The organism is Mycolicibacter senuensis, from assembly GCF_002101885.1.
GTDB classification, from domain to species: domain Bacteria; phylum Actinomycetota; class Actinomycetes; order Mycobacteriales; family Mycobacteriaceae; genus Mycobacterium; species Mycobacterium senuense.
The window spans coordinates 194,311-214,818 of the sequence record NZ_LQPS01000054.1 but is presented as its reverse complement, the minus strand read 5'-3'; the positions used below and the strand labels follow the sequence as shown (position 1 = coordinate 214,818).

The 20,508-nt window shown below is 69.3% G+C and carries 18 protein-coding genes and 1 pseudogene; 8 read left to right on the top strand and 11 right to left on the bottom strand.

Translation table 11 applies throughout. The annotated features are described in order from the left end of the window. Nucleotides 1-49: 49 nt before the first annotated feature. The 6 genes and pseudogenes from gjpA to AWC24_RS22620 form a co-directional block, all read right to left on the bottom strand. A complete protein-coding gene (gjpA, locus tag AWC24_RS21090; RefSeq protein WP_133055747.1) occupies nucleotides 50-1,357 on the bottom strand; it encodes an outer membrane porin GjpA in 1,308 nt (435 codons plus the stop codon). A gap of 669 nt (nucleotides 1,358-2,026) precedes the next feature. After that, complete coding sequence (locus AWC24_RS21085; protein ID WP_234807456.1) at nucleotides 2,027-2,548, bottom strand: MarR family winged helix-turn-helix transcriptional regulator; 522 nt, start codon at nucleotides 2,546-2,548, stop codon at nucleotides 2,027-2,029. A 472-nt stretch (nucleotides 2,549-3,020) separates the two neighbouring features. Then, the gene (locus AWC24_RS21080; RefSeq protein ID WP_020425491.1) at nucleotides 3,021-3,509 is read right to left on the bottom strand and encodes a MarR family winged helix-turn-helix transcriptional regulator; all 489 of its coding nucleotides are present in this window, start codon (nucleotides 3,507-3,509) and stop codon (nucleotides 3,021-3,023) included. Nucleotides 3,510-3,745: 236 nt separating this feature from the next. Continuing rightward, complete coding sequence (locus AWC24_RS21075) at nucleotides 3,746-4,450, bottom strand: hypothetical protein (protein ID WP_085088997.1); 705 nt, start codon at nucleotides 4,448-4,450, stop codon at nucleotides 3,746-3,748. After that, nucleotides 4,447-4,887 (bottom strand): MarR family transcriptional regulator, encoded by a 441-nt coding sequence (locus tag AWC24_RS21070; RefSeq protein WP_234807455.1) that lies wholly within the window; start codon nucleotides 4,885-4,887, stop codon nucleotides 4,447-4,449. Before AWC24_RS21070 ends, AWC24_RS21075 begins: the two co-directional genes overlap by 4 nt. Nucleotides 4,888-5,128: 241 nt before the next feature. Further along, nucleotides 5,129-5,287: pseudogene (locus AWC24_RS22620) on the bottom strand (toxin); the annotation flags it as partial. 65 nt (nucleotides 5,288-5,352) lie between these two features. Between AWC24_RS22620 and AWC24_RS22010 the strand changes: the two are divergent. After that, a complete protein-coding gene (locus tag AWC24_RS22010) occupies nucleotides 5,353-5,583 on the top strand; it encodes a hypothetical protein (protein ID WP_109560586.1) in 231 nt (76 codons plus the stop codon). Nucleotides 5,584-5,601: 18 nt separating this feature from the next. Next, the gene (locus tag AWC24_RS21060) at nucleotides 5,602-5,868 is read left to right on the top strand and encodes a hypothetical protein (RefSeq protein WP_174813623.1); all 267 of its coding nucleotides are present in this window, start codon (nucleotides 5,602-5,604) and stop codon (nucleotides 5,866-5,868) included. Between the two features lie 4 nt (nucleotides 5,869-5,872). Here the strand turns inward: AWC24_RS21060 and AWC24_RS21055 are convergent, their stop codons facing one another. Beyond that, nucleotides 5,873-6,415, bottom strand: a complete 543-nt coding sequence (locus tag AWC24_RS21055; RefSeq protein WP_085088993.1) for a DUF3558 domain-containing protein — start codon at nucleotides 6,413-6,415, stop codon at nucleotides 5,873-5,875. Next, nucleotides 6,412-6,945 carry a DUF3558 domain-containing protein gene (locus AWC24_RS21050; RefSeq protein ID WP_085089154.1) on the bottom strand — a complete coding sequence of 178 codons (534 nt, stop codon included), beginning with the start codon at nucleotides 6,943-6,945 and terminating at the stop codon, nucleotides 6,412-6,414. Before AWC24_RS21050 ends, AWC24_RS21055 begins: the two co-directional genes overlap by 4 nt. 137 nt (nucleotides 6,946-7,082) lie before the next feature. On the opposite strand from AWC24_RS21050, the gene AWC24_RS21045 reads away from it, so the two are divergent. Both AWC24_RS21045 and AWC24_RS21040 read left to right on the top strand, forming a co-directional pair. Continuing rightward, nucleotides 7,083-8,825, top strand: a complete 1,743-nt coding sequence (locus AWC24_RS21045; RefSeq protein ID WP_085088991.1) for an ABC transporter ATP-binding protein — start codon at nucleotides 7,083-7,085, stop codon at nucleotides 8,823-8,825. A 53-nt stretch (nucleotides 8,826-8,878) separates the two neighbouring features. Next, on the top strand, nucleotides 8,879-10,711 hold the full coding sequence (locus AWC24_RS21040) for an ABC transporter ATP-binding protein (protein ID WP_234807470.1): 1,833 nt from the start codon (nucleotides 8,879-8,881) through the stop codon (nucleotides 10,709-10,711). 172 nt (nucleotides 10,712-10,883) lie between these two features. On the opposite strand, the gene AWC24_RS21035 is transcribed toward AWC24_RS21040, so the two are convergent. Together AWC24_RS21035 and AWC24_RS21030 are read right to left on the bottom strand one after the other, a co-directional pair. After that, nucleotides 10,884-11,861 carry an Acg family FMN-binding oxidoreductase gene (locus tag AWC24_RS21035; protein WP_085088988.1) on the bottom strand — a complete coding sequence of 326 codons (978 nt, stop codon included), beginning with the start codon at nucleotides 11,859-11,861 and terminating at the stop codon, nucleotides 10,884-10,886. Nucleotides 11,862-12,028: 167 nt separating this feature from the next. Then, nucleotides 12,029-13,141 carry an adenylate/guanylate cyclase domain-containing protein gene (locus AWC24_RS21030; protein WP_085088986.1) on the bottom strand — a complete coding sequence of 371 codons (1,113 nt, stop codon included), beginning with the start codon at nucleotides 13,139-13,141 and terminating at the stop codon, nucleotides 12,029-12,031. 33 nt (nucleotides 13,142-13,174) lie between these two features. On the opposite strand from AWC24_RS21030, the gene AWC24_RS21025 reads away from it, so the two are divergent. From AWC24_RS21025 to AWC24_RS22615, 4 genes are all read left to right on the top strand, one after another. Beyond that, on the top strand, nucleotides 13,175-14,329 hold the full coding sequence (locus AWC24_RS21025; RefSeq protein WP_085088984.1) for a MalY/PatB family protein: 1,155 nt from the start codon (nucleotides 13,175-13,177) through the stop codon (nucleotides 14,327-14,329). Nucleotides 14,330-14,338: 9 nt separating this feature from the next. Then, nucleotides 14,339-14,785 carry an HIT family protein gene (locus tag AWC24_RS21020; protein WP_085088982.1) on the top strand — a complete coding sequence of 149 codons (447 nt, stop codon included), beginning with the start codon at nucleotides 14,339-14,341 and terminating at the stop codon, nucleotides 14,783-14,785. A 3-nt stretch (nucleotides 14,786-14,788) separates the two neighbouring features. Beyond that, nucleotides 14,789-15,250, top strand: a complete 462-nt coding sequence (locus AWC24_RS21015; protein WP_085088980.1) for a nitroreductase family deazaflavin-dependent oxidoreductase — start codon at nucleotides 14,789-14,791, stop codon at nucleotides 15,248-15,250. 132 nt (nucleotides 15,251-15,382) lie between these two features. Then, nucleotides 15,383-19,462: a PecA family PE domain-processing aspartic protease gene (locus tag AWC24_RS22615; RefSeq protein ID WP_163705377.1), complete on the top strand. Its 4,080-nt coding sequence runs from the start codon at nucleotides 15,383-15,385 to the stop codon at nucleotides 19,460-19,462. Here the strand turns inward: AWC24_RS22615 and AWC24_RS21005 are convergent. Continuing rightward, nucleotides 19,459-20,490: an LLM class flavin-dependent oxidoreductase gene (locus AWC24_RS21005; protein ID WP_085089149.1), complete on the bottom strand. Its 1,032-nt coding sequence runs from the start codon at nucleotides 20,488-20,490 to the stop codon at nucleotides 19,459-19,461. The genes AWC24_RS22615 and AWC24_RS21005 overlap by 4 nt on opposite strands. Nucleotides 20,491-20,508: the final 18 nt, after the last annotated feature.

Here is a 20,508-nt window from a genome sequence, read left to right as displayed (position 1 = left end):
AGTCTTTGTCGGCGAATTGAAAATTGGTCAGTGGAGTTGATGCGCCCGGTCAGCCGCCCACGCCGGTGAACAGGTCCTGCAGCATACTGGCGAAGTCCGTGGCCTCCGCCGCACCGACACCGGCATCATCGGGCGGGTAGTAGTCGCTGGGGAAGCCGTCGGGGATGGTGGGGAAGTCGGTATCGGAGCCGGGCGGCAGGGAAGGCACCTCGGGCCTGGAATTCTTGCCGTCCCACCATCCGGTACCCCAGCCGAGCTGGCTGGCGATGACCTGATTCAGACCCAGCCAGGCACCCAACGGGCCGATCGGGTCGCTGTCAAGCTGAAGCGTATTGACAACGGGAACGCCAGTGAAGGTAATACCGACGCTGTTGAAGATCGAGCCACCGATGGCGGCCACCTGGTCGCCGGTGACAGTGCCATCGGCGTCGACCAGACTGAGCGGGTCCGCGGCGACGTTGCCACCCGGGCTGAGCAGCCCGCCGAACGCGATGTCCAAATGGGTCATTTCCATGCCCTCGGGGAAAAGACCCAGGCCGTTGATCATCGGGGTCAGGGCGCTCAGGTCGAGGGTGGCGCCGTTCAAGAAGCCATTGAGCGGGCTGGCCATGATCTGGCCGAAGCTGTCGCCGTTGATCATGCTGTTCAGGAGTGCTACCCAGGGACTGATGCCGGGGCCCAGCGAGCCCATGATGACGCCACCCCACGGGGAACCCAAGAAATTGATGATCGGCTGAATCATGTCGGCCTGATCAGCCGGCAAATAGCCCGGGATCTGACCGAACATCAGGGTGTGACCGCTAAGTGTGGAGCCGTCCATCGTCTGCCGGATGATGGCGTCCACGGTGTCGGGGTTGGCGTTCATCAGCGTGATCGCCGAGTCCACCGCCTTCCAATCCTCCCGGAGCGCGTCAGTCACCTGGGTGATGTTCGACGGGTCGTCAAGGACCAGCTGCGCATAGCCATTCAGATTGGCAATGAGCTGTTCCCATGCCACATTTCCGCTCAGGGAGAAGGCGTTGAACAGCGTTGTGGAGTTCTCCGACGCGGTGTTGAAGATTTGCGTCCACGGACTGAGGGCAGCGTCGAGAAGCTCGCCGCCGGCGGCCAGTTCGACATCGATGACCCTGTGCATGCCGGACAGCGGCGCGGCGACCGGGGTCACGGCGATCAGGCCGGTTCCGACGATCGCGACGCCAGCGGTGGCGTAGGGCCGCAGGATGCGCCGGCGGGCCGCGCCCGTTGTCCCGCCATTGCCCGCGGCATCCATTAGAAGCGGTGAGTCGGCGCACTGCGGAGTAAGCGCGTTGACACTGCGCAAGCGCCCAGTCCCGTTGGTGCGGTGCTGACGAGCCATCTGTATGTCCCTTCCTGCGGGGCTAGTACGTGTCCGATCCGAATGCATAGGCCCTCGACGGCGAGACGGAGAAGGGGGTTGGTCCGTCTCCTCATTCCTCCGACGAGAGCAAGCCAAAAACTACCTGGCATGAACCTAAGTCGCATACAGGTTTGTGCCACTTTTTTAAATTCGCCACCGCTGTGTTCAGTCCTGCAATCAGATTGATGAACAATACATGCAGGTAGAGCGCCAATGTGGCTACGGAAGCAAATGCCTGCATTCCATCTCGTACTTCAAACCGCAATTTACTTACGAGTAGCATTTGTCAGCCGCAGCAGGCGCCCCGCCACGGGCGTGGTCACTATAGAAAAATGCTCTTCACCTGCGGTTATTGCTACATCAGGCGAGGACTACCCGAAACTCTGCGGCAGTCGAAACAGTTAGGCAACCTTGGAATCTTCGACTGTCTAGAACATGTTCCGACAACGTAAGTAATTATTTGTGAATTGAAATAGTTCATTGCGCATTGAAGCATTTATTGCTGGATATTGACGGTAAACCGCACGCGACGGCAACCATCCACAGCCGGTCACCGCTCAGTCCAATAACTGAGAGTTTGTCAAGTAGACATGCCCAGGCATCGCCGCCTGCGGGAGACGGCTGCGGCGCTGTGGGCGACCGGCTTCCCTAGCGGCCCTTACGGCGCTTGGACCTCGCCGACGCCTTCAGCGGCACATTTATCCGCCGGCAGCTGTCGCCCAGCGCGATCATCTGAGGGCGCGACATCTGATCGAGGTAGAAGGTGCGAACCGTCTGGGCATAGGTGCGAGCGGCCGGCCGCACCTGCGCCCCGCCCTCGCGGGTGATGCTGGCGATCACACCCCGGCCGTCGCGGCGACTCCGGCTGCGACGGACCCAGCCCTGCGATTCCAGCCGCCGCATCAGCTCGGTCAGCCGGCTCGGCGAGAGCACCATCTCGTGCGCCAAGTCGCCCATCCGCGACGACCCGTCGGCCGCCCGCGCGAGCCAGTCCAGCGCCAGGAACTCGAACAAGCTCAGGTTGTGCCGCGCCAGTAGCCGTCGGTTGATCACCTCATACAGCTGCGTCGCCGACTCCCGAAAATCCTGCCAACATTGCTGCTCCACCTCGTCCAGGCCCGGCAAGCGATGCGCCGGCATATCTGCCGCATCTGCCGCGTCGTCGTCCACGGCGGGCGACGGTATCCAACGATGCGCCCGGATCGGCGATGAAACTTCGGCAAACTCCGCGGCAGCGGCGGATCCCTCTGCCTCCGCAGCCGGCCGGCAATGCTTCGACGGTGCTAACACACTGGTCATAGGGCACTTCGATCCCGGTCAGAAAACAACTGGATTGAATCATCTAGTTCAAGGTGAAAGCATTTGACACGCCAGTTCTGAAACATGTTTCAACGCGTTAAATTAGTTGCCCGACCCTTGCTATGCAGACGCTAACATAGAGCTCATGTGCTGTAAATACCCTATCTTGGAGTTTGCTACATAAGCTAACAATGCAACATGTGCTAGCCAACCGTCTCTCCATGCGTAACGTCGCGCGAAAGCCCTTCGGCAAAGGAACCGCCGCGGTTGAAAATGCCACTGTCCCAACGCTGTACAAACGCTGCTCGAGCTGGCTGCGGACAGTATTTCGGGTCCGATTTGGTCAGCCCTGGGCCTTGAGCGAGCCGTTGATCCGCCGGCAGCTATCCACCAGTCCGACCAGCTGTTCGTAGTGGAGCTGATCGAGGTAGTGCATGCGCACACCCTGCGCGTAGGTCTCCAGCACCGCATGCAACCGCATGTGCCCCTCCGCGGTGATCCTGGGCAGAATGCCGCGCGGGTCGCGCTTGCTGGGGCTCCGGGTGATCAAGCCCTGCCCTTCAAGGCGACGAATCTGGGTGGACAACTGCCCCTGCGACACCCGCAACGTCTCGGCCAGGGCGCACAGCCGGCGCGCCTGGCGGTTCGGCTTGCTGAGCAACTCCAGCAGCAGCACGTCGCGAATAGAGAGGTTGTGAGTGCCCTTCAGCCGCCCGTTGAGGGCCGCCACCAGGTTGAGCGAACAGCCCAAGAACTGTTGCCAGCTGCGCTGCTCGACTCCGTCGAGCCCGGGCAACGACGGCATGGGTTGAATATCCTGTGTCTCGTCCACGGCGCCGGACGTTAGCCAAGATTGTCGAGGTTGCGCCTCCCAGGGTTGATGAAACTCAGACTTACTCACGAGTTCACTTCCGCGAGAACGATGTTCCGCAACACGCGACCCCAGTGGATTACGCTGGTCAACGAGAGTAGCTGACCCGCAACAGATAACCCTCACTCCGAACTACATGGTTCAAAGCGAAACGTTGGTTTCGGGCCTGAAACGAGGGCTCTCGGCGGCCGCGGCACTCAGCGATCCGCGATCCATTCGATGAGACGCTCACGTGCGACGCCGCCGGAAACGGTGCCGGCAGCCAGGTCTTCGAGCACAACCACCGGGTCCACCATGGAAACGCAGGCATGCTCGCCATCGGTTACCCGGTTCCACCAGGACGCCGTCGCCCACACCGTCGGGTCGGCCGGGACCCGCACCGTCAGCGTCGCCTCCTCGGCGCTGACCTCCACCAGGCCGCAAGCCGCCAGATCGATCAACTGCGTGGCGTAGACCAGGCCGCGGGTCGGCAACAGAAAGGGCCGCAACACCTCCGCTGCGACCTCGCCGCCCGCCAGTAGCCGCACGGCTCGTTCCCCGCCGAACTCGATAGAACTGCGCACCTGCTCCACCACCGGATCCACGCTGTACCAATAGGTCTCGGTCAGGCCGCCCTCGACGGGGAAGGGCCACAGCGCTGCCAGGCACTTTCGCCGCTCGGCCGGGGGCATGGGTGTCTGCGGCAGTGGAACCCGACCGACGATCTGCGCCAACGCCGGTCGGCTGACTCCCAGCGCCGCGGCGATGTCGTGCTGACGCAGGTGATGACGCGTCAGGACACAGACCCGCTGCGCTGCGCGTCGAAGCCGCCGGCGGTCCTTGCCCGCCCACTGGTTGGGTTCCGACGGCGGCCCGGTAGGCCGTTGCGGACACCCCCACCCCCCGGTATCACTGGTGCTCACCCCTCCCGCTTGCTGGTAAGCGAGCTGGTCGAGTCGGGACGCACGGGCCGCTGCCCATAGGTCTGAGATACCGCGTGCAGCCGCATGTGCCCTTCACCGGTGATCCGGGGCAAGATCCCGCGCGGGTCACGCCTGCTGGGACTGCGGGTGACCAGGCCGCGCCCTTCGAGGCGACGGACCTGGGTGGCCAACCGACTCGGTGACACCCCCAACGTCTGCGCCAGCGCGCAGATGCGATGCGCTTGGCGGTCCGGCCTGGTGAGTAGGTCCAACAGCAGCACATCGCGAAGCGTGACCCCGTGTGCGCCACGCAAGCGAATGTCCAGTGCCGCCATCGAGTTGGACGAGCCATTCAGAAACTGTTGCCAACACTGCCGTTCGATCCCGCCCCCTCCGGGAAGCACGGCCACGGACTGGATATCGGGTGACTGGTCCACGGCGCCGGACCCTAGCAAACCGCGCCACCGCCGCACGGGTGGAAATGCGGGAGCCGCTGATTTCCGGGCGGGTTTATCCGGGCACCAAGCACGTTCGGCAACACGCCGTCGGGCCGGACTTCGCTGGTCAGCTAGATAACTTGGGCCGCAACACCGAAACTGCCGCTTTGAACTACTTGGTTCAACAGGAAACAGCCGATGCCGGCCAGTTTCTCGCGGGGAAAGTACGTCGTCGCGAACGTCAGGAGATCAGAGCCGTCACCATCGTCGTCGTCTCCTGTAGCGCTACCGCACCAATGTTGCCGATGGGCTCATCCAGCGCTACCAGCGGCAGCCACTGGACAAGCTCGGGCAGCACGGCACCTTCTGGTTCTGCCACCGGCACGATCATCGCAATGGCGGCATCAGGGACCGGCGTGACAAGTTAACTTGCCGTCTGGGTTGATCGCAAGGTAACTTGGACCCATGGTGCTGGGACCACGCATCGCCCCACCCGCGCACCGCCACGGCATCGAACGCGAGGACATCTTGCACGCCTACCGCAACGCGCTGCACTTCCGCGTAAGTGACGACGACATGGACATCGCGGTCGGACCGGCGCGCAACGGCGCACTGCTGGAAGTCGGCTTCATCCGCGCCGTGGACGGTGATGTCGTGATCCTGCACGCCATGCCCGTCCGCAGAAAGTTCCTCTGAGTAAGAAAGGTGATGATCATGCCGCGCACAGTAGAAGAAATCCTTGCCCACGCCGAAGCGCTGGCCGACCGGTTCGAGTCCGACGACTTCGACGGCGAGAAAGTCAGCCCCGCCGAATACGAACTGATCGTCGCGGCCCGTGAGCGTGCCAGCGCCGAAGCTCAGATCGCCGCCGCGGTCGCTGCCGCCCGCCACGAAGGTGCTTCGTGGTCGCGGATCGGCAAGATCATTGGCACCAGCGGGGAGGCCGCCCGTCAGCGTTACGCCGCCGCTGACCGGCCCTGACCCGCTACGAATTCGTCTGCAGCGTCAGTTCCATCAGCTTGATCGCCTGCTCGCACGCGTCGATGCCGGGCGCCTGCGGGTTCACCCACCAGCCGACCACGCCGGCGGCGTCACTGGCCACCCCGCAGGAACCGTTGGGATCGGCCGGGCGCATCACGATCGACGGCACGCCCACGATCGACTTGTTCTCGATCTGGTACTGCAGGAACTCGGCGATCTTGCGCTCGTTGTCCAGACTGCCGTTCTCGAACCAGAACCGGGTGATGTCGATCAACCCGGCCGGGTTGGCCGCCTGCCAGCGGCAGATCGCGCCGACGAACGTGCTCTGGATGTCCAGCGGGTCCGCCCCCACCGTCTTGGCCAGGATGTCGGTGGTCAGCACCTCGCACTCCTTGAGCAGGTTGGGGTATTGCCGCTCGGAGTTGTTGTTGCGCTGGGTGTCACCGGCACCGGCCTTGACCGCAGTGCCGCCCACGTCACGGGAGCAGGCGGTCGGGGCGATCAGCACGGCCAGCGCCGCGACAACGGTCAGGATTCGCCGGCTCATTTGGCGTTCGCAATCGACTGGCGCGTCAGCTCTTTGGCGACGTCGCACGGGTCCGGGAACGGTTTCTGGGCGAAACTGACCGACCACTCGATGAAGTCGTCCTTGAACTGGATGCCGATCTCACACAGGTTGTCGCCCATCGTCGGCGCGGTGCCGATCGCGATGAAGCCGCTGTGGCCGTCGATGTTGATGTCCTCCACCGACGTGCGCGACACTTCCTCGGTCTTGCGTTCGCGACCGATCGGGCTGCCGCGATACCAGGAGAAGGAGAAGTGCGGGCCCATGATCCCGCCGCGGGCCAGCCACTGGCAGCCCACCGAGTTCTGCGCGGTGTTGACCAGCCCGGACACCCGGGTCAGGTTGGTGACGGTCTCGTCGCTCACACCCCCGCACTGCGGGAACGACGGCCCGTGACTGCTCTGATCGGACGCCGGGGCCGCCGACTCGCCGGACTGGGCTTCGGTCGAGCCGGAGTCGGAACACCCGGCGACCATCGGAATCACGGCAGCGACCGCCAAGGCCGGGACCATCAGTTTGAGCCGCACACGATGCACTGTAGCGGCACCACCGGCCACCAACCACGACACACCGGGTGACCAGTCGGTTTGTGTCGCCCCGCGACCGTCGCTGCCGCGGCCGGCACACCCCGGTGTGCGACAGTAACCCCATGCTTCTGGCGCTGCTGCGCTGCTACATCAAGCCGTACCGGTGGCCGGTCGCGGCGGTTATGACGCTGCAGTTGATCAGCAGTCTGGCCTCGCTGTACCTGCCGACCGTCAACGCCTCGATCATCGACGACGGGGTGGTGCGCGGCGACACCGCCGTCATCACCCGGCTGGGCGCGGTGATGCTGGCGGTCACCGGCCTGCAGGTGCTGTGCGCGGTGGCGGCGGTGTACTTCGGCGCGCGCACCGGCACCGGTTTCGGCCGGGACCTGCGCCGGGCGGTGTTCGCCCGGGTCATCGGGTTCTCCGAGCGCGAGAGCGCCCGGTTCGGCACCCCGACGTTGTTGACCCGCACCACCAACGACGTCCGCCAGATCCAGCTGGTGGTGCAGTTGAGCGCGACCGTGCTGGTCGCCGCGCCGATCATGAGCATCGGCGGGGTGGCGATGGCGCTGCACCAAGACGCCGGGCTGGCCTGGCTGCTGGCGGTGGCCGTGCCGGTGCTGGCCGGCGCCAACTACGCGATCGTGGTCCGGATGCTGCCGCTGTTTCGCCGCATGCAGATGCTGATCGACAACATCAACCGGGTGCTGCGCGACCAGCTCACCGGGATCCGGGTGATCCGGGCGTTCGCCCGCGAGCCCTTCGAGCGGGACCGGTTCGCGGTCGCCAACCACGCCCTGTCGGACACCTCGCTGGCCGTCGGCAACCTGCAGGCGCTGATGCTGCCGGCCACCACGTTGATCATCAACGCCTCCAGCGTCGCGCTGATCTGGTTCGGCGGGCTGCGCATCGACGCCGGGCACATGCAGGTCGGCTCGCTGATCGCCTTCCTGTCCTATTTCATGCAGATACTGATGGCGGTGCTGATGGCCACCATGGTGGTGGCGATCCTGCCGCGCGCCTCGGTGTGCGCCGAGCGGATCACCGAGGTGCTGTCCACCGAGCCGACGATCGGCACACCGGCACACCCGGTGACACCGGCAGCCGCCACCGGCGAGGTCCGGCTTTCCGGGGTGGGTTTCCGCTATCCCGGCGCCGACCGGGCGGTGCTGCGCGACGTGTCCTTTGATGCGTCGCCCGGGACCACCACCGCGATCGTCGGCTCCACCGGGTCGGGGAAATCCACCCTGGTGTCACTGATCTGCCGGCTGCGCGACGTCACCGAGGGCGCAGTGCTCATCGACGGCGTGGACGTGCGCGACCGCGACCCCGAACAGTTGTGGTCGGGCATCGGGCTGGTGCCGCAGCGCGGCTACCTGTTCTCCGGCACCGTCGCCGACAACCTGCGCTACGGCGCCCCGGCCGGCACATCGGTCAGCGACGAGCAGCTGTGGGAGGCGCTGCGGGTGGCCGCCGCTGCTGACTTCGTGGCCGCCCACCCCGACGGGCTGGCGATGCCGGTGGCCCAGGGCGGCATCAACCTGTCCGGGGGGCAGCGGCAGCGGCTGGCGATCGCCCGGGCGGTGATCCGCCGGCCCCCGATCTATCTGTTCGACGACGCCTTCTCCGCACTGGACACCCGCACCGATGCCGCGGTGCGCGCCGCCCTGGGTGAGGTGGCCGCCGCGGCGACGGTGATCATCGTGGCGCAACGGATCTCGACGGTCACCCGGGCCGATCAGGTGATCGTCGTCGACGACGGGCGGGTGGTCGGCGCCGGAACCCATCGGCAACTGCTGGCCGAATGCCCCGCCTACGCCGAGCTCGCCGAATCCCAGTCACTGGCGGGTGAGCCGGTGTGACGGGCCCGGTGCTGGATCCGGCCGCGCGGGCCACCGACTTCTCGGTGACCGCGATGCGGCTGGTGCGCCGGATGGGCCCGCAGCGCCGGCTGATCGCCGCGGTGATCGGTTTGTCGCTGGCCGGTATCGCGATCGGGGTGGCCGGACCGCGGATCCTCGGGCACGCCACCGACCTGGTGTTCAACGGGGTGATCGGCCGCGGCCTGCCCGCGGGCATGACCAAGCAGCAGGCGGTCGAGGCCGCCCGCGCCGCCGGCAACGGCACCTACGCCGACATGCTGTCCGGGATGGACGTGGTGCCCGGCGCCGGCGTCGACTTCGCCGCGGTAGCGCGCACCCTGGCGCTGGCGACGGGACTGTATCTGGTTGGGGCGGTGATGATCTGGTCCCAGGCCCGGCTGCTCAACGTGATCCTGCAGCGCACCCTGCGCACGTTGCGCCGTGACGTCGAGAACAAGGTGCACCGGCTGCCGTTGCGCTACTTCGACACCCAGCGCCGCGGTGAGCTGCTCAGCCGGGTCACCAACGACGTCGACAACACCGCCACGTCGGTGTCGATGACGATCAGCCAACTGTTTTCCTCGGTGCTCACCGTGCTGGTGGTGCTGGCGATGATGCTGTCCATCTCGCCGCTGCTGACCGCGGTCACGCTGGTGGGGGTGCCGGTGTCGCTGCTGGCGGTGCGGTGGATCACCCGGCGTTCGCAGCGACTGTTCGCCGCGCAGTGGGCCGCCACCGGGCGGCTGGGCGCCCACCTGGAGGAGACCTACAGCGGCTTCACGCTGGTCCGCACGTTCGGCCACCGCGACTGGGCGCAGCAGCGCTTCGATGAGCACAACGACGAGCTGTACCGGGCCGGGTTCGGCGCCCAGTTCTTCTCCGGTCTGGTGGCCCCGGCCACCGGACTGGTGGGCAACCTGGGCTACGTCGCGGTCGCGGTGATCGGCGGCTTTCAGGTGGCGACCGGCCAGATCACCCTGGGCAGCATCCAGGCGTTCATCGCCTACGTGCGCCAGTTCAACCAGCCGCTGGGCAACCTGGCGGGCATGTACAACACGCTGCTGTCCGGGGCGGCCAGCGCCGAGCGGGTGTTCGCGTTCCTCGACGAGCCCGAAGAGGCCGCGTCCCCGGTCGGAGTCGCACTGTGCCCCGATGGGTCCGGGCCGATCGGTCGCGTCGAGTTCCGTGACGTCAGCTTCGGCTACCGGCCCGGTGTTCCGGTGATCGAAGACCTGTCACTGAGCGTCGAGCCGGGCAGCACGGTGGCGATCGTCGGGCCGACCGGGGCCGGCAAGACCACCCTGGTCAACCTGCTGATGCGCTTCTACGACGTGGACCGCGGGCAGATCCTGATCGACGGGGTGGACATCGCCGGCGTGGATCGCTGCTCGCTGCGCTCGTCGATCGGGATGGTGCTGCAGGACACCTGGCTGTTCACCGGCACCATCGCCGACAACATCGGCTACGGTCGCCCCGACGCCACCGAGGACGAATTGCTCGCGGCCGCACGCGCCGCCCACGTCGACGCCTTCGTGCGTGGTTTGCCCGCCGGCTATGCCACCCGGGTCAGCGACGACGGCGCCGGCATCAGCGCCGGGGAGAAACAACTCATCACCATCGCCCGGGCGTTCCTGGCCCGCCCGCAACTGCTGATCCTCGACGAGGCGACCAGCTCGGTGGACACCCGCACCGAACTACTGATCCAGCGGGCGATGCGCGAACTGCGCAGGGACCGCACGAGTTTCATCATCGCCCACCGGCTCTCCACAATCCGCGACGCAGACCTGATCCTGGTGATGCAGGCCGGCCGGATCGTCGAACAGGGCACGCATGCCGAGCTGCTGGCCCGCCGCGGGGCGTACTGGGCGATGGCCGAGGGCAGTTGAGCTGCGGCCCGAAATCACCCATTGCTGACCAGTGGTCACCGGCGTAGATTCGACCCCGAAGCAGGCCCGGACATGACCGAACCGAAGAGCTGGCCCAGCGGGTGAAAGCCAGCCACGCAGGATGTGTAAGACGTCCCCCACGTCAGCCGGGCCTGCCCCATGTCTCCGGTGATCAGCCCTTGACGTGCAGCACCTCGGCGAGTGCACGTCGCGGTGTCGGCTCCGGCGCCGTCTCCAGCGCCGGTGCGCCGCCGATCCGGATCAGCACCTGCGGAAGGTCGTCGCGACCGGCCACCGCTGCCAGCATCGCCCGCCCGGCCGGCACCTCGGTCACATGCGTCACCGGGCAGGTGGCCAAGCCGGCCATCGTGCACTCCAGTAGCACCGCCGAGAGCGCCTCGCCGCAGGCCAGCGTGTCGGACGGATTATCGGTGGCCGTCGACAACAGCACGATCGTCGCGTGGTCGTCGCCGACCTCGACACGACGCTCCCGATTCCGGGTGACCGGGAAGGCGCGACCGATGTCGACCCGGTCGCTTTCGGCGGCCGACACCAGCGCGCTCTGCGGAATCCCATCCCGGACCTCGAACGGCGCCGTCCACCAGTTGATTTCGGCGTGATACGCCGCGTCGTACATGCGCAGCGCCTCGGAGAGCTGGGACACCTCGGCCAGCTTGGCGCGCACCCCGTCGCCGAGCACACACAGCCGCACCGGATCGTCGACACTGTCACGCAGCACCGCCTCGAGCGGCTCCCAGTTGCTCGGCGCCATAAACGGCAGCCGATCGGTGCGCCGCAGCAGGATCGCGTTGGCCCGATAGCGCTGCATATCGCTGACGCGCCCGCCGGGAGTGAACTCGATCGACGCCAGGTGGTCCGGGTGCTGCGCATCCGGGAACCGCTGCACCTCAGCCGTGAACCCGGCTGCGGCCATCGCCACCCGCAGGTGGTCGAGCACCGCGCCGCAACTGATCAACGCCTCACGCGCCGACTGGTCGCCGTGCACCGCCCGGGACGGTTCCAAGAAGAGCTCCAAGCGGCCGCGCTCGGCAACCCATCGCCACGGCTGGCTGTTGTGCAGCGACGGCGCCCGGCAGGCCAACCGCACCGCTTCGGTGAGAATCTCGACGTCGACCATCGTGTCCGGCATCAGCCACCTCCAACAGCTCCGTTGACCTCCAGGCTCCCAGGCCCGGTGCAGCCGCGACAGGGGCCGTTGGTCACCGGCCGGTCGGCTTTGGTCACGCAGCCCGCGTCCGTCGTCGCCGATTGAGGACCATGTCGTCAGATGCCGCCCCTAGCCGGGACGGACAGCGCTCAGGCCGGTGCAGCGCGCCGGACCCGGAACACGCTCACCTCACCCTTGATGCCCTTGAGGTGCCGCGCTCCGGCGAACGACCAGCGGAAGGCCTCGTCGTCGGCGAGTGCGTCCTGCACCGGCCCGGCCACCAACACGCTGCCCGGCCGTGCCGCCCCGGTCACCCGGCTGGCCAGGTTCACCGGGCTGCCGAACCAGTCCCCGACCCGGCTCACCGCCTCCCCCGCCGCGATCCCGGCGCGCAGCCGCGGCAGGCTCTCATCGGCAGCGACCGCCTCGACCAACCGCAGCACCGCATCGACCAGGGGCGCGGGCTCCGGGCAGACGAACATCACCGCGTCGCCGATGGTCTTGATGAACCGCACCGGCGGAACGGCGATCTCCCGCGCCAGCCCGGTGAGGCGCTCGGCGAGTTGGACCAGCTCCTCGGGCGGGACCATCTCGCCGAGGCGGGTGAAACCCACCAGGTCGGCGAACGCGACGGTGACGTGCCGCGCACCAGGCAATGGTGCGCCCGCGGCCCGCTCTCCGGCGTTGACGGCGTCGGTGTCGAACTGATGGCGCAGCTGCATCAACAGCATGTCCTGCACGAACGGGCCCAGCAGGGGCGCCAGCCGGCCCACCAATTCCTGGGAGCGCTGCGCGATCTGCAACTCGGTGGCACCCGGCTCCACGATCGCCGACAGCATCGCCGCACGCATCGGGTCGACGGCGTGCGCCAGCCCGTCGGCCAGCACCCGCAGCGTCTGCAGGGCGTGCTCGGCACCGATACCGGACTCGATGAATCGGCGCGCGTGCACCGCGATGTTGCCGTCGGCGCGCATCTGCACCGCCGCATCGGGGTCGTCCACCCAGGGCAACCCGACCGCGCGCTGCAGGCGCTGCAGCAGCTCGAGATCCACTCCAGCGGATTCGCTGATGTCACGCGCCGAGACGTAGCTGCCGTCGTCACCGATCAGCCGCCGCGACGCCAGCAACATCGGCGAAGCCGAGACGCGGATCTCATCGGCGGTGATGCCCTGCCCCAGCAGCCATTCGATAAGTTCGGCGCGTTCGGCCCGTGCGACACCGTCTAGCCCGTCGAGCAATTCATCGATCTCGGTATCAGCCACGCCCGCAAACGTATCTCCCGGCAGACTGTCGGTGTGGCTGAAGTCTTCGACTCCCTGACCGACGAGCGGCTGCGCGCCCGCAACACCATCAAGTGGAACCATTACGGCCCCGACGTGCTGCCGCTGTGGATCGCCGAGATGGACTTCCCCACCGCGCCGGCGGTGCTCGACGGGGTGCGGGCCTGCGTGGCCGACGAGGAGTTCGGTTATCCGGCGCTGGGCTCCGACGACCTGCCGGTGGCCACCGCGCGCTGGTGCGAGCAGCGGTACGGCTGGGCCGTCCGGCCCGAATGGGTGCGCACCGTGCCCGACGTGCTCAAGGGCATGGAAGTGGTCATCGCGTTTCTCACCCGCCCGGAGAGCCCGGTGGTGCTGCCGGTTCCGGCCTACATGCCGTTCTTCGACCTGCTGCAGGTCTCCGGACGACAACGGGTGGAAATCCCTATGCTGCAACAGAAGTCCGGACGCTACGTGATCGACCTGGATGCCCTCGACGCCGCGTTCGCCGGCGGTGCCGGGTCGCTGATCCTGTGCAACCCGAACAATCCGCTGGGCACCGCGTTCACCGCCGCGGAGATCAGCGCGATCGTCGACATCGCCGCCCGCCACGGCGCGAGGGTGATCGCCGACGAGATCCACGCGCCGCTGGTCTACGACGGCCGCCACGTGCCGGCCGCTTCGGTGTCCGAGGCCGCCGCCGACACCGTCGTCACGCTGATGTCGGCCTCCAAGGGCTGGAACCTGCCCGGCCTGATGTGCGCCCAGGTAATCCTGTCCAACCAGCGCGACGTCGATGCGTGGCGCAACATCAACATGCTGCACGTCATGGGCGCGGCCACCGTCGGCATCCGCGCCAACATCGCCGCCTACACCCACGGCGCCGACTGGCTCGACGGTCTGCTGGCCTACCTGCGGGGAAACCGCGACCACCTGAGCCGGGTGCTGCCGGCGGCGGTGCCGGGGCTGCGGGTCAACCGGCCCGAGGCCACCTACCTGGCCTGGGTCGACTTCCGGGAGTTGACGCTGCCGGCCGAGCCGGCCGACTATCTGCTGGCCAACGCACGCGTGGCATTGAGTCCCGGCATCCCGTTCGGGGCCGGTCCCGGCTTCGCGCGACTGAACTTCGGCACCACCCGGGCCATCCTGGACCGGGCCATCGACGCGATGGCCGCCGCACTGAACGGTTAACGTGGCGAGATGTCCTGCGTGTTCTGCGCCGTGGTCGCCGGCGACGCCCCGGCCGTTCGGATCTTCGAAGACGACGACTACCTGGCGTTCCTCGACATCCGGCCGTTCACCCGCGGCCACACCCTGGTGATCCCCAAACAGCATTTCGTGGACCTGACCGACACCCCGGCGGCCACGCTGGCCGGCATGCTCGCGGTCGGGCAGCGGGTCGCCCTGGCGGCTCGGGCCTCCGGGCTGCATGCCGATGGCAACAACCTGGCGATCAACGACGGCAAGGCGGCGTTTCAAAGCGTGTTCCACATCCACCTGCACGTGGTGCCGCGCCGCGGTGTCGGTCTAGGCGACAAGCTGTCCTTCGCCAAGGGCATGCTGGTGCGCCGGGACCCGGACCGGGAGCGCACCGGGGAACTGCTGCGGGCGGCGGTGGCACGATTGGACGCCGCTGCGCCAGACTGAGTCATGGACATCGCCAGCTGGGTCGAGAATCAATTCGGGATGCGACTGCTGCGCCTGCACGACAAGCTGTATCAGGGCACCAACGGACGGATCGGGCACCGGTTCCCGGGCGTGCCGCCCAGCCTGCTGTTGCACACCGTCGGCGCCAAGACCGGCCAGGCCCGCACCAATTCGCTGACCTACGCCCGAGACGGACAGACGTATCTGATCGTGGCGTCGATGGGCGGGGCGCCGCGCTCCCCCGGCTGGTACCACAACCTCAAGGCGCATCCGGACGTCGAGATCAACGTCGGGCCGGCACGCTTCGCCGTCACCGCGCGGCCGGTGCTGCCCGACGACCCCGACTACGCCCGGCTGTGGCAGATCGTCAACACCAACAACGCCCACCGGTACGAGGCCTACCAGCGGCGCACCTCCCGGCCGATCCCGGTGGTGGTCTTGACACCGGCGGCCGCGTCCACTTAACCGCCCGTGTTTCTGCCTGTGGAATCCACTTGTCCGTTGTTCAGTCCTTACTTAGGTAGTACTTTGGCTGGACCACGCTGTCGCGCGTGGGCCTCCGGGCAGGCTTCGCCCTCGATCTAGGCAAGGTGGGCGATGCGCCGACGTAATTCGCAGCCAAGTCACCGGCACCGGGCTCGCACCGCGATCGGTGCCGTGCTCGCGGCCGGTGCCATCGGTGGGACATTCGGGCTCGGCCCCGTCGCTCCCGCGCCGCCGGCGCACGCCGACGCAGACCTGGACTGGCTGATCGACCTGTTCACCCCGGGGGTGGCCGCCGACTCCGACCCGTTCGACACCGCGGCACTGTTCGACCAGTTCTTCTACGACCCGCTGCACGCCCAGCTCCAGGCGTGGATCACCAGCCCCTTCGGCGAACAGGTCAACGACGGCATCAACCAGATGCTCGGGTCCTACGTGATCGGCAACGGTGTCGACGGGACGGCGGAGAACCCCCACGGCGGCGCGGGCGGCCTGTGGTTCGGCGACGGCGGTGACGGCTACGACCAGAGCGCCGCCGGGGTGGCCGGCGGCAACGGCGGGGCGGCCGGCATGTTCGGCGACGGTGGCGCCGGCGGTGACGGCGGCGCCGGTGCGGCCGGGGGCATCGGTGGCGCCGGCGGGTCGATCATGGGCAACGGTGGTGCCGGCGGCGACGGCGGGATCGGTATCAACGGCGGTGTCGGCGGGGCCGGCGGAGCCGGTGGGGACGCGATCGGCTGGTGGTTCGGCAACGGTGGTGCCGGCGGTGCCGGGGCTGCCGGTGCCATGGGCGCCAGCGGCGGTTCAGGTGGTATCGGCGGGTCCGGCGGGGCCGGCGGGGCCGGCGGGGCGAGTCTTGCAGCACAGTTCGGCGACGGCGGACGCGGCGGTGCCGGCGGAGCCGGCGGCGCGGGCGGGGCCGGTGCGGCCGGGAATGACGGCCACACCGGTGACTTCGCCAGCAACGGCGGAGCCGGCGGCGACGCAGACAACGGCGGCAACGGCGGGGCCGGCGGCAACGGCGGTGTGGGCGGGGCCGGTGGCGCATCGGCTCACGGAACCGCGGGCGCCAACGGCGACGGCGGTGACGGCGGTCGCGGCGGCGCCGCGGGCCTGGGCGGAACCGGCGGGGTCGGCGCGGCGGGCACAGCCGCCCACCCCGACGGCGGGGCCGGCGGCAACGGCGGCGACCCGGGCCAGGCTGGAACCGGCGGCGCAGGCGGCGCCGCGGGAGTCGGCGGTCGAGCCGGAAGCGGCGCCGACGGCATTGCCGGCGCAGCCGGATTGGCCGGGACCACCGGGGGTAACGGCGGAGCCGGCGGGGCGGGCTTCGACGCGGCCACCGGAGTCGGCGGAGCCGGCGGGGCGGGCGGCAATGGCGGCGCGTACGGCGACGGCGGTAACGGCGGCGCGGGCGGTCAGGGCGGGATCGGCGCGCATGGCAGTGACGGGTCCGGATTCGGCGCCACCGGTGATGCGGGTGGCCAGGGCGGCACCGGCGGATCCGGCGGAGCCGGCGGCGCGGGCGGGGCCCTCGGCGGCAACGGCGGACACGGCGGAGCGGGCGGCACCGGCGGAACGGGTGGCACCGGCGGCAGCGGAACCGACGGCGCGGCCGGTGGTGTCGGCGGCGGGACCGGCGGCAACGGTGGCGACGGCGGCCGCGGCGGCACCGGGGGCACCGGTGGGAGCGGCGGCGCAGGAGGCACGGCAACCCACGGAACCGCGGGCCAGCGGGGCGTGGGCGGCGACGGCGGGACCGGCGGCACCGGCGGTGACCCCGGCGACGGCGGCCGGGGCGGCGACGGCAACGCCGCCCACATCGACGGCGGCCGGGGCGGAAACGGCGGCGGCGCCGGAACCGGTGGGAGCGGCGGCAGCGGTGGTGCCGGCGGTACCGGTCCTACCGGCACCGGCGCACCCAGCGGCGGCAAGGGCGGTGAGAGCGGAACCGGCAACGGCGGCCACGGCGGCAACGGTGGCAACGGTTACACCGCCACCACCGCCGGCGGCCACGGCGGCAACGGCGGCGACGGCGGGACCGGCAGCGTCCACGGCAACGGTGGCAATGGCGGAGCCGGCGGCAACGGCGCCAACGGCGCGAACGGCGTCGCGGCTACCAACGGCGGCAATGCCGGTGACGGTGGCAACGGCGGGGCCGGCGGCAACGGCGGCAGCTCGCTGGGCGACGGCAACGGCGGCGCGGGCGGGGCCGGCGGCACGGCCGGCGACGGTGGCCGCGGCCTGGACCAATCCCAACTTCCCCCCAGCGCCACCTTGCCCGGCAGCGGCGGCAACGGCGGCATCGGCGGGGCCGGCGGGGCCGGCGGCAGCAGCGTCAGCGCGCACGGCGCCGGCACCGGCAACGGCGGCGCCGGAGGCGCGGGCGGGGCCGGCGGCAACGGCGGCGGCAACGGCATCGCCACCCTGGACGTCGCCAACAACGTCCAGTACGGCAGCGGCGGCGACGGCGGGGCCGGCGGCGTGGGCGGCAACGGCGGGCTCGGCGACGGCGGCGCCTCCGGCGGCGGCACCGGCTTCGACGGCGGCCACGGCGGGACCGGCGGCTCCGGTGGCGCGGGCGGTTCGTCCTACCAGGGCAACGCGGACCTGGGCGAGCACGGCCGGTTCGGCACCAACGGCGACGGCGGCGCCGGCGGCAGTGGCGGGACCGGTGGCGGCGGCGGCACCGGCGGGGCCGGGGTGGACAGTTCGGGTGGCACCGGCGGCGACGGCGGCAACGGCGGGGCGGCCGGCGCCGGCGGCGCCCCCGGATCGGGCTCCTTCTCCCAGCCCGGAATCAACCGGGCGCCGGTCGGGATCGGCGGTGTCGGCGGGAACGGCGGAGCGGCGGGAGCCGGCGGCACCGGCGGTGTCGGCGATGCCGGGTTCAACGGCGGCACCGGTGGCAATGGCGGAGTGGGCGGCGCCGGGGCCGACGGCGGGGACGCCACCGGCAGCTTCTACTCGCAGGGGTCCAGCGGTGGTGACGGCGGCGACGGCGGGGCGGGCGGTAATGCCGGTTCCGGCGGGGCCGGCGGCTGGGGTGCCCACGCGGGCACCGGCGGCAACGCCGGCGCGGGCGGCGACGGCGGCGACGGCGGTCACGGCGGCGACACCACCCTCGCGTCGACCAACGTGCACGGCGGGGCGGCCGGTGACGGCGGCGACGGTGGAGCCGCAGGCAGTGTGGCCGCCGGTGGCGCCGGCGCCACCGGGGGCGACGGCGGCGACGGCGGCACCGGTGGGGACGGCGGACCGGTCGGCAGCAACGGCGCCAACGGCGCCGGGGGCAGCGGCGGGGCGGGCTCGGGCAGCGCGGCCGACGGGATCGCCGGCGGGCCCGACGGCCCGGTCAACGCGACCATCCCGCTGTATCTGCAAAGCAATGGGATCAGCCCGATCGTCTACATCTCGATCAACGGCGGCCCGCCGGTGCCGGTCCAGATCGACACCGGTTCCACCGGGTTGACGATCCTGGGCAACAGTCAGGGTCTGGGCGACTCGGTCTTCACCGGCAGCGCAAGCTACGCCGGCCTGGGCGGCCAGTCCTACAGCTACACCACCTACGACACCACGGTCGGGTTCTGCGACAAGGCGGGCACCTGCTTCGAGGATCTGGTCACCGATCCCACCGCGGTCAATATCGTCGACCCGTCGTCGACGGCGCTGATGACGCAGTACTTCAACCAGTACAACATCGTCGGGGTGCTGGGCATCGGGCCGAACAACGGTTTCTCCGGGACCTCGACGATCATCTCGGCGCTGCCCGGTGCCCTGAACCAGGGTGTGCTCATCGACGCCACCCGCGGCGAAGTGGTGTTCGGCCCCAACCCGCTGGAGCCGGAGCTGTCGGTGCCCGGCTCACCGTTCGTCGACACCATGGTGTCGATCAACGGTGGTGTGCCGCAGCCGGTTTCCACATCGATCGACTCCGGCGGCATGTTCGGCAGTGTCCCGCAGTGGCTGGTTCCCAGTGCCGGCATCGGCTCGCGGCTGCCGGACGGCACCGAGATCTCGGTGTACACCGCCGACGGCCAGACCCTGCTGTACTCCTACACGACCACCTCGTCCAACAGCCCGTGGGTGTGGTCGAGCTCCTCGATGAACAGCGGCTACTTCCCGTTCTCGGAGAACCCGATCTACATCGACTACCGGCCCAGCGGTTTCGGGTCGACGATCTTCAGCGGCTAGAACAGCTCCTTGGCGAGCAGTTCCAGCGTCTGCTCGCGCCCCGGCGCGGTGGCCGGGTCGGTCCCGCGGCGCGCCGAGGCCACCGGGTTGACCATCACCTCGTCGACGTCGAAGTGTGCGGCCAGCGCCTTGAGCTGATCGGCCGCCTCCGCCGGCGCGCCCACCACCGCGCGCCGCAGTCCGCCGTCGATGATGCGCTGCTCGGCGTCGGACACCGGCGCCGCCTGCGCGTCCTCGACCAGGTCGACCGCACCCAGCGGCCGCCCGGTGCGCAACCGGGCCATCATCTGCAGGTTGGGCAGCAGCAACGCCGTTGCCTCCTCCCGGGTTTCGGCGACCGAGGCATTGACCGTCAGGAACGTCGTCGGTTCCGGGCACACCTCGCTGGCGGTGAAATGCTCCCGGTAATAGGCCAGCGCCTCCTCGGTGCCGTGACCGGAGAAGTGGTGGGCGAACACGTACGGCAGGCCCTTGGCCGCGGCCAGCCGCGCCGAGTACATGCTCGACCCCAACAGCCACAGCCGCGGCTCGGCCACGGCGGCCGGGGTGGCCTTGAGCAGGTAGTCGCCGTCGCGCAGTTGGACCTGCACGCCGCGGCTGCTCATCATCGCCCGCACCTGGTCGAGATAGTCGGGAAAGTTCGCGATGTCTTCGTCGCCCCGGCCGGAGCGCAGCATGAACGAGGTGACCGGATCCGAACCGGGCGCCCGCCCGATGCCCAGGTCGATACGGCCGGGCGCGGCGGCCTCCAGCAGCGCGAACTGTTCGGCGACGGCCAGCGGGGCGTGATTGGGCAGCATCACCCCGCCCGAGCCCAGCCGCACCCGCGCGGTCTGCGCGGCCAGGTAGGCCAGCAGCACCGGTGGGCTGGTGGCCCCGACCGAGGGCATGTTGTGGTGCTCGGCCACCCAGTAGCGGGTGAATCCGAGCCGGTCGGCGGCCTGCGCCAGTCGCACCGTGGCGGCCAGCGCGTCGGCGGTGGACTGGTCGGTGCGGACGGGAACAAGATCAAGAACGGATAGGCGCACGTTGATAGTCAACGCGGC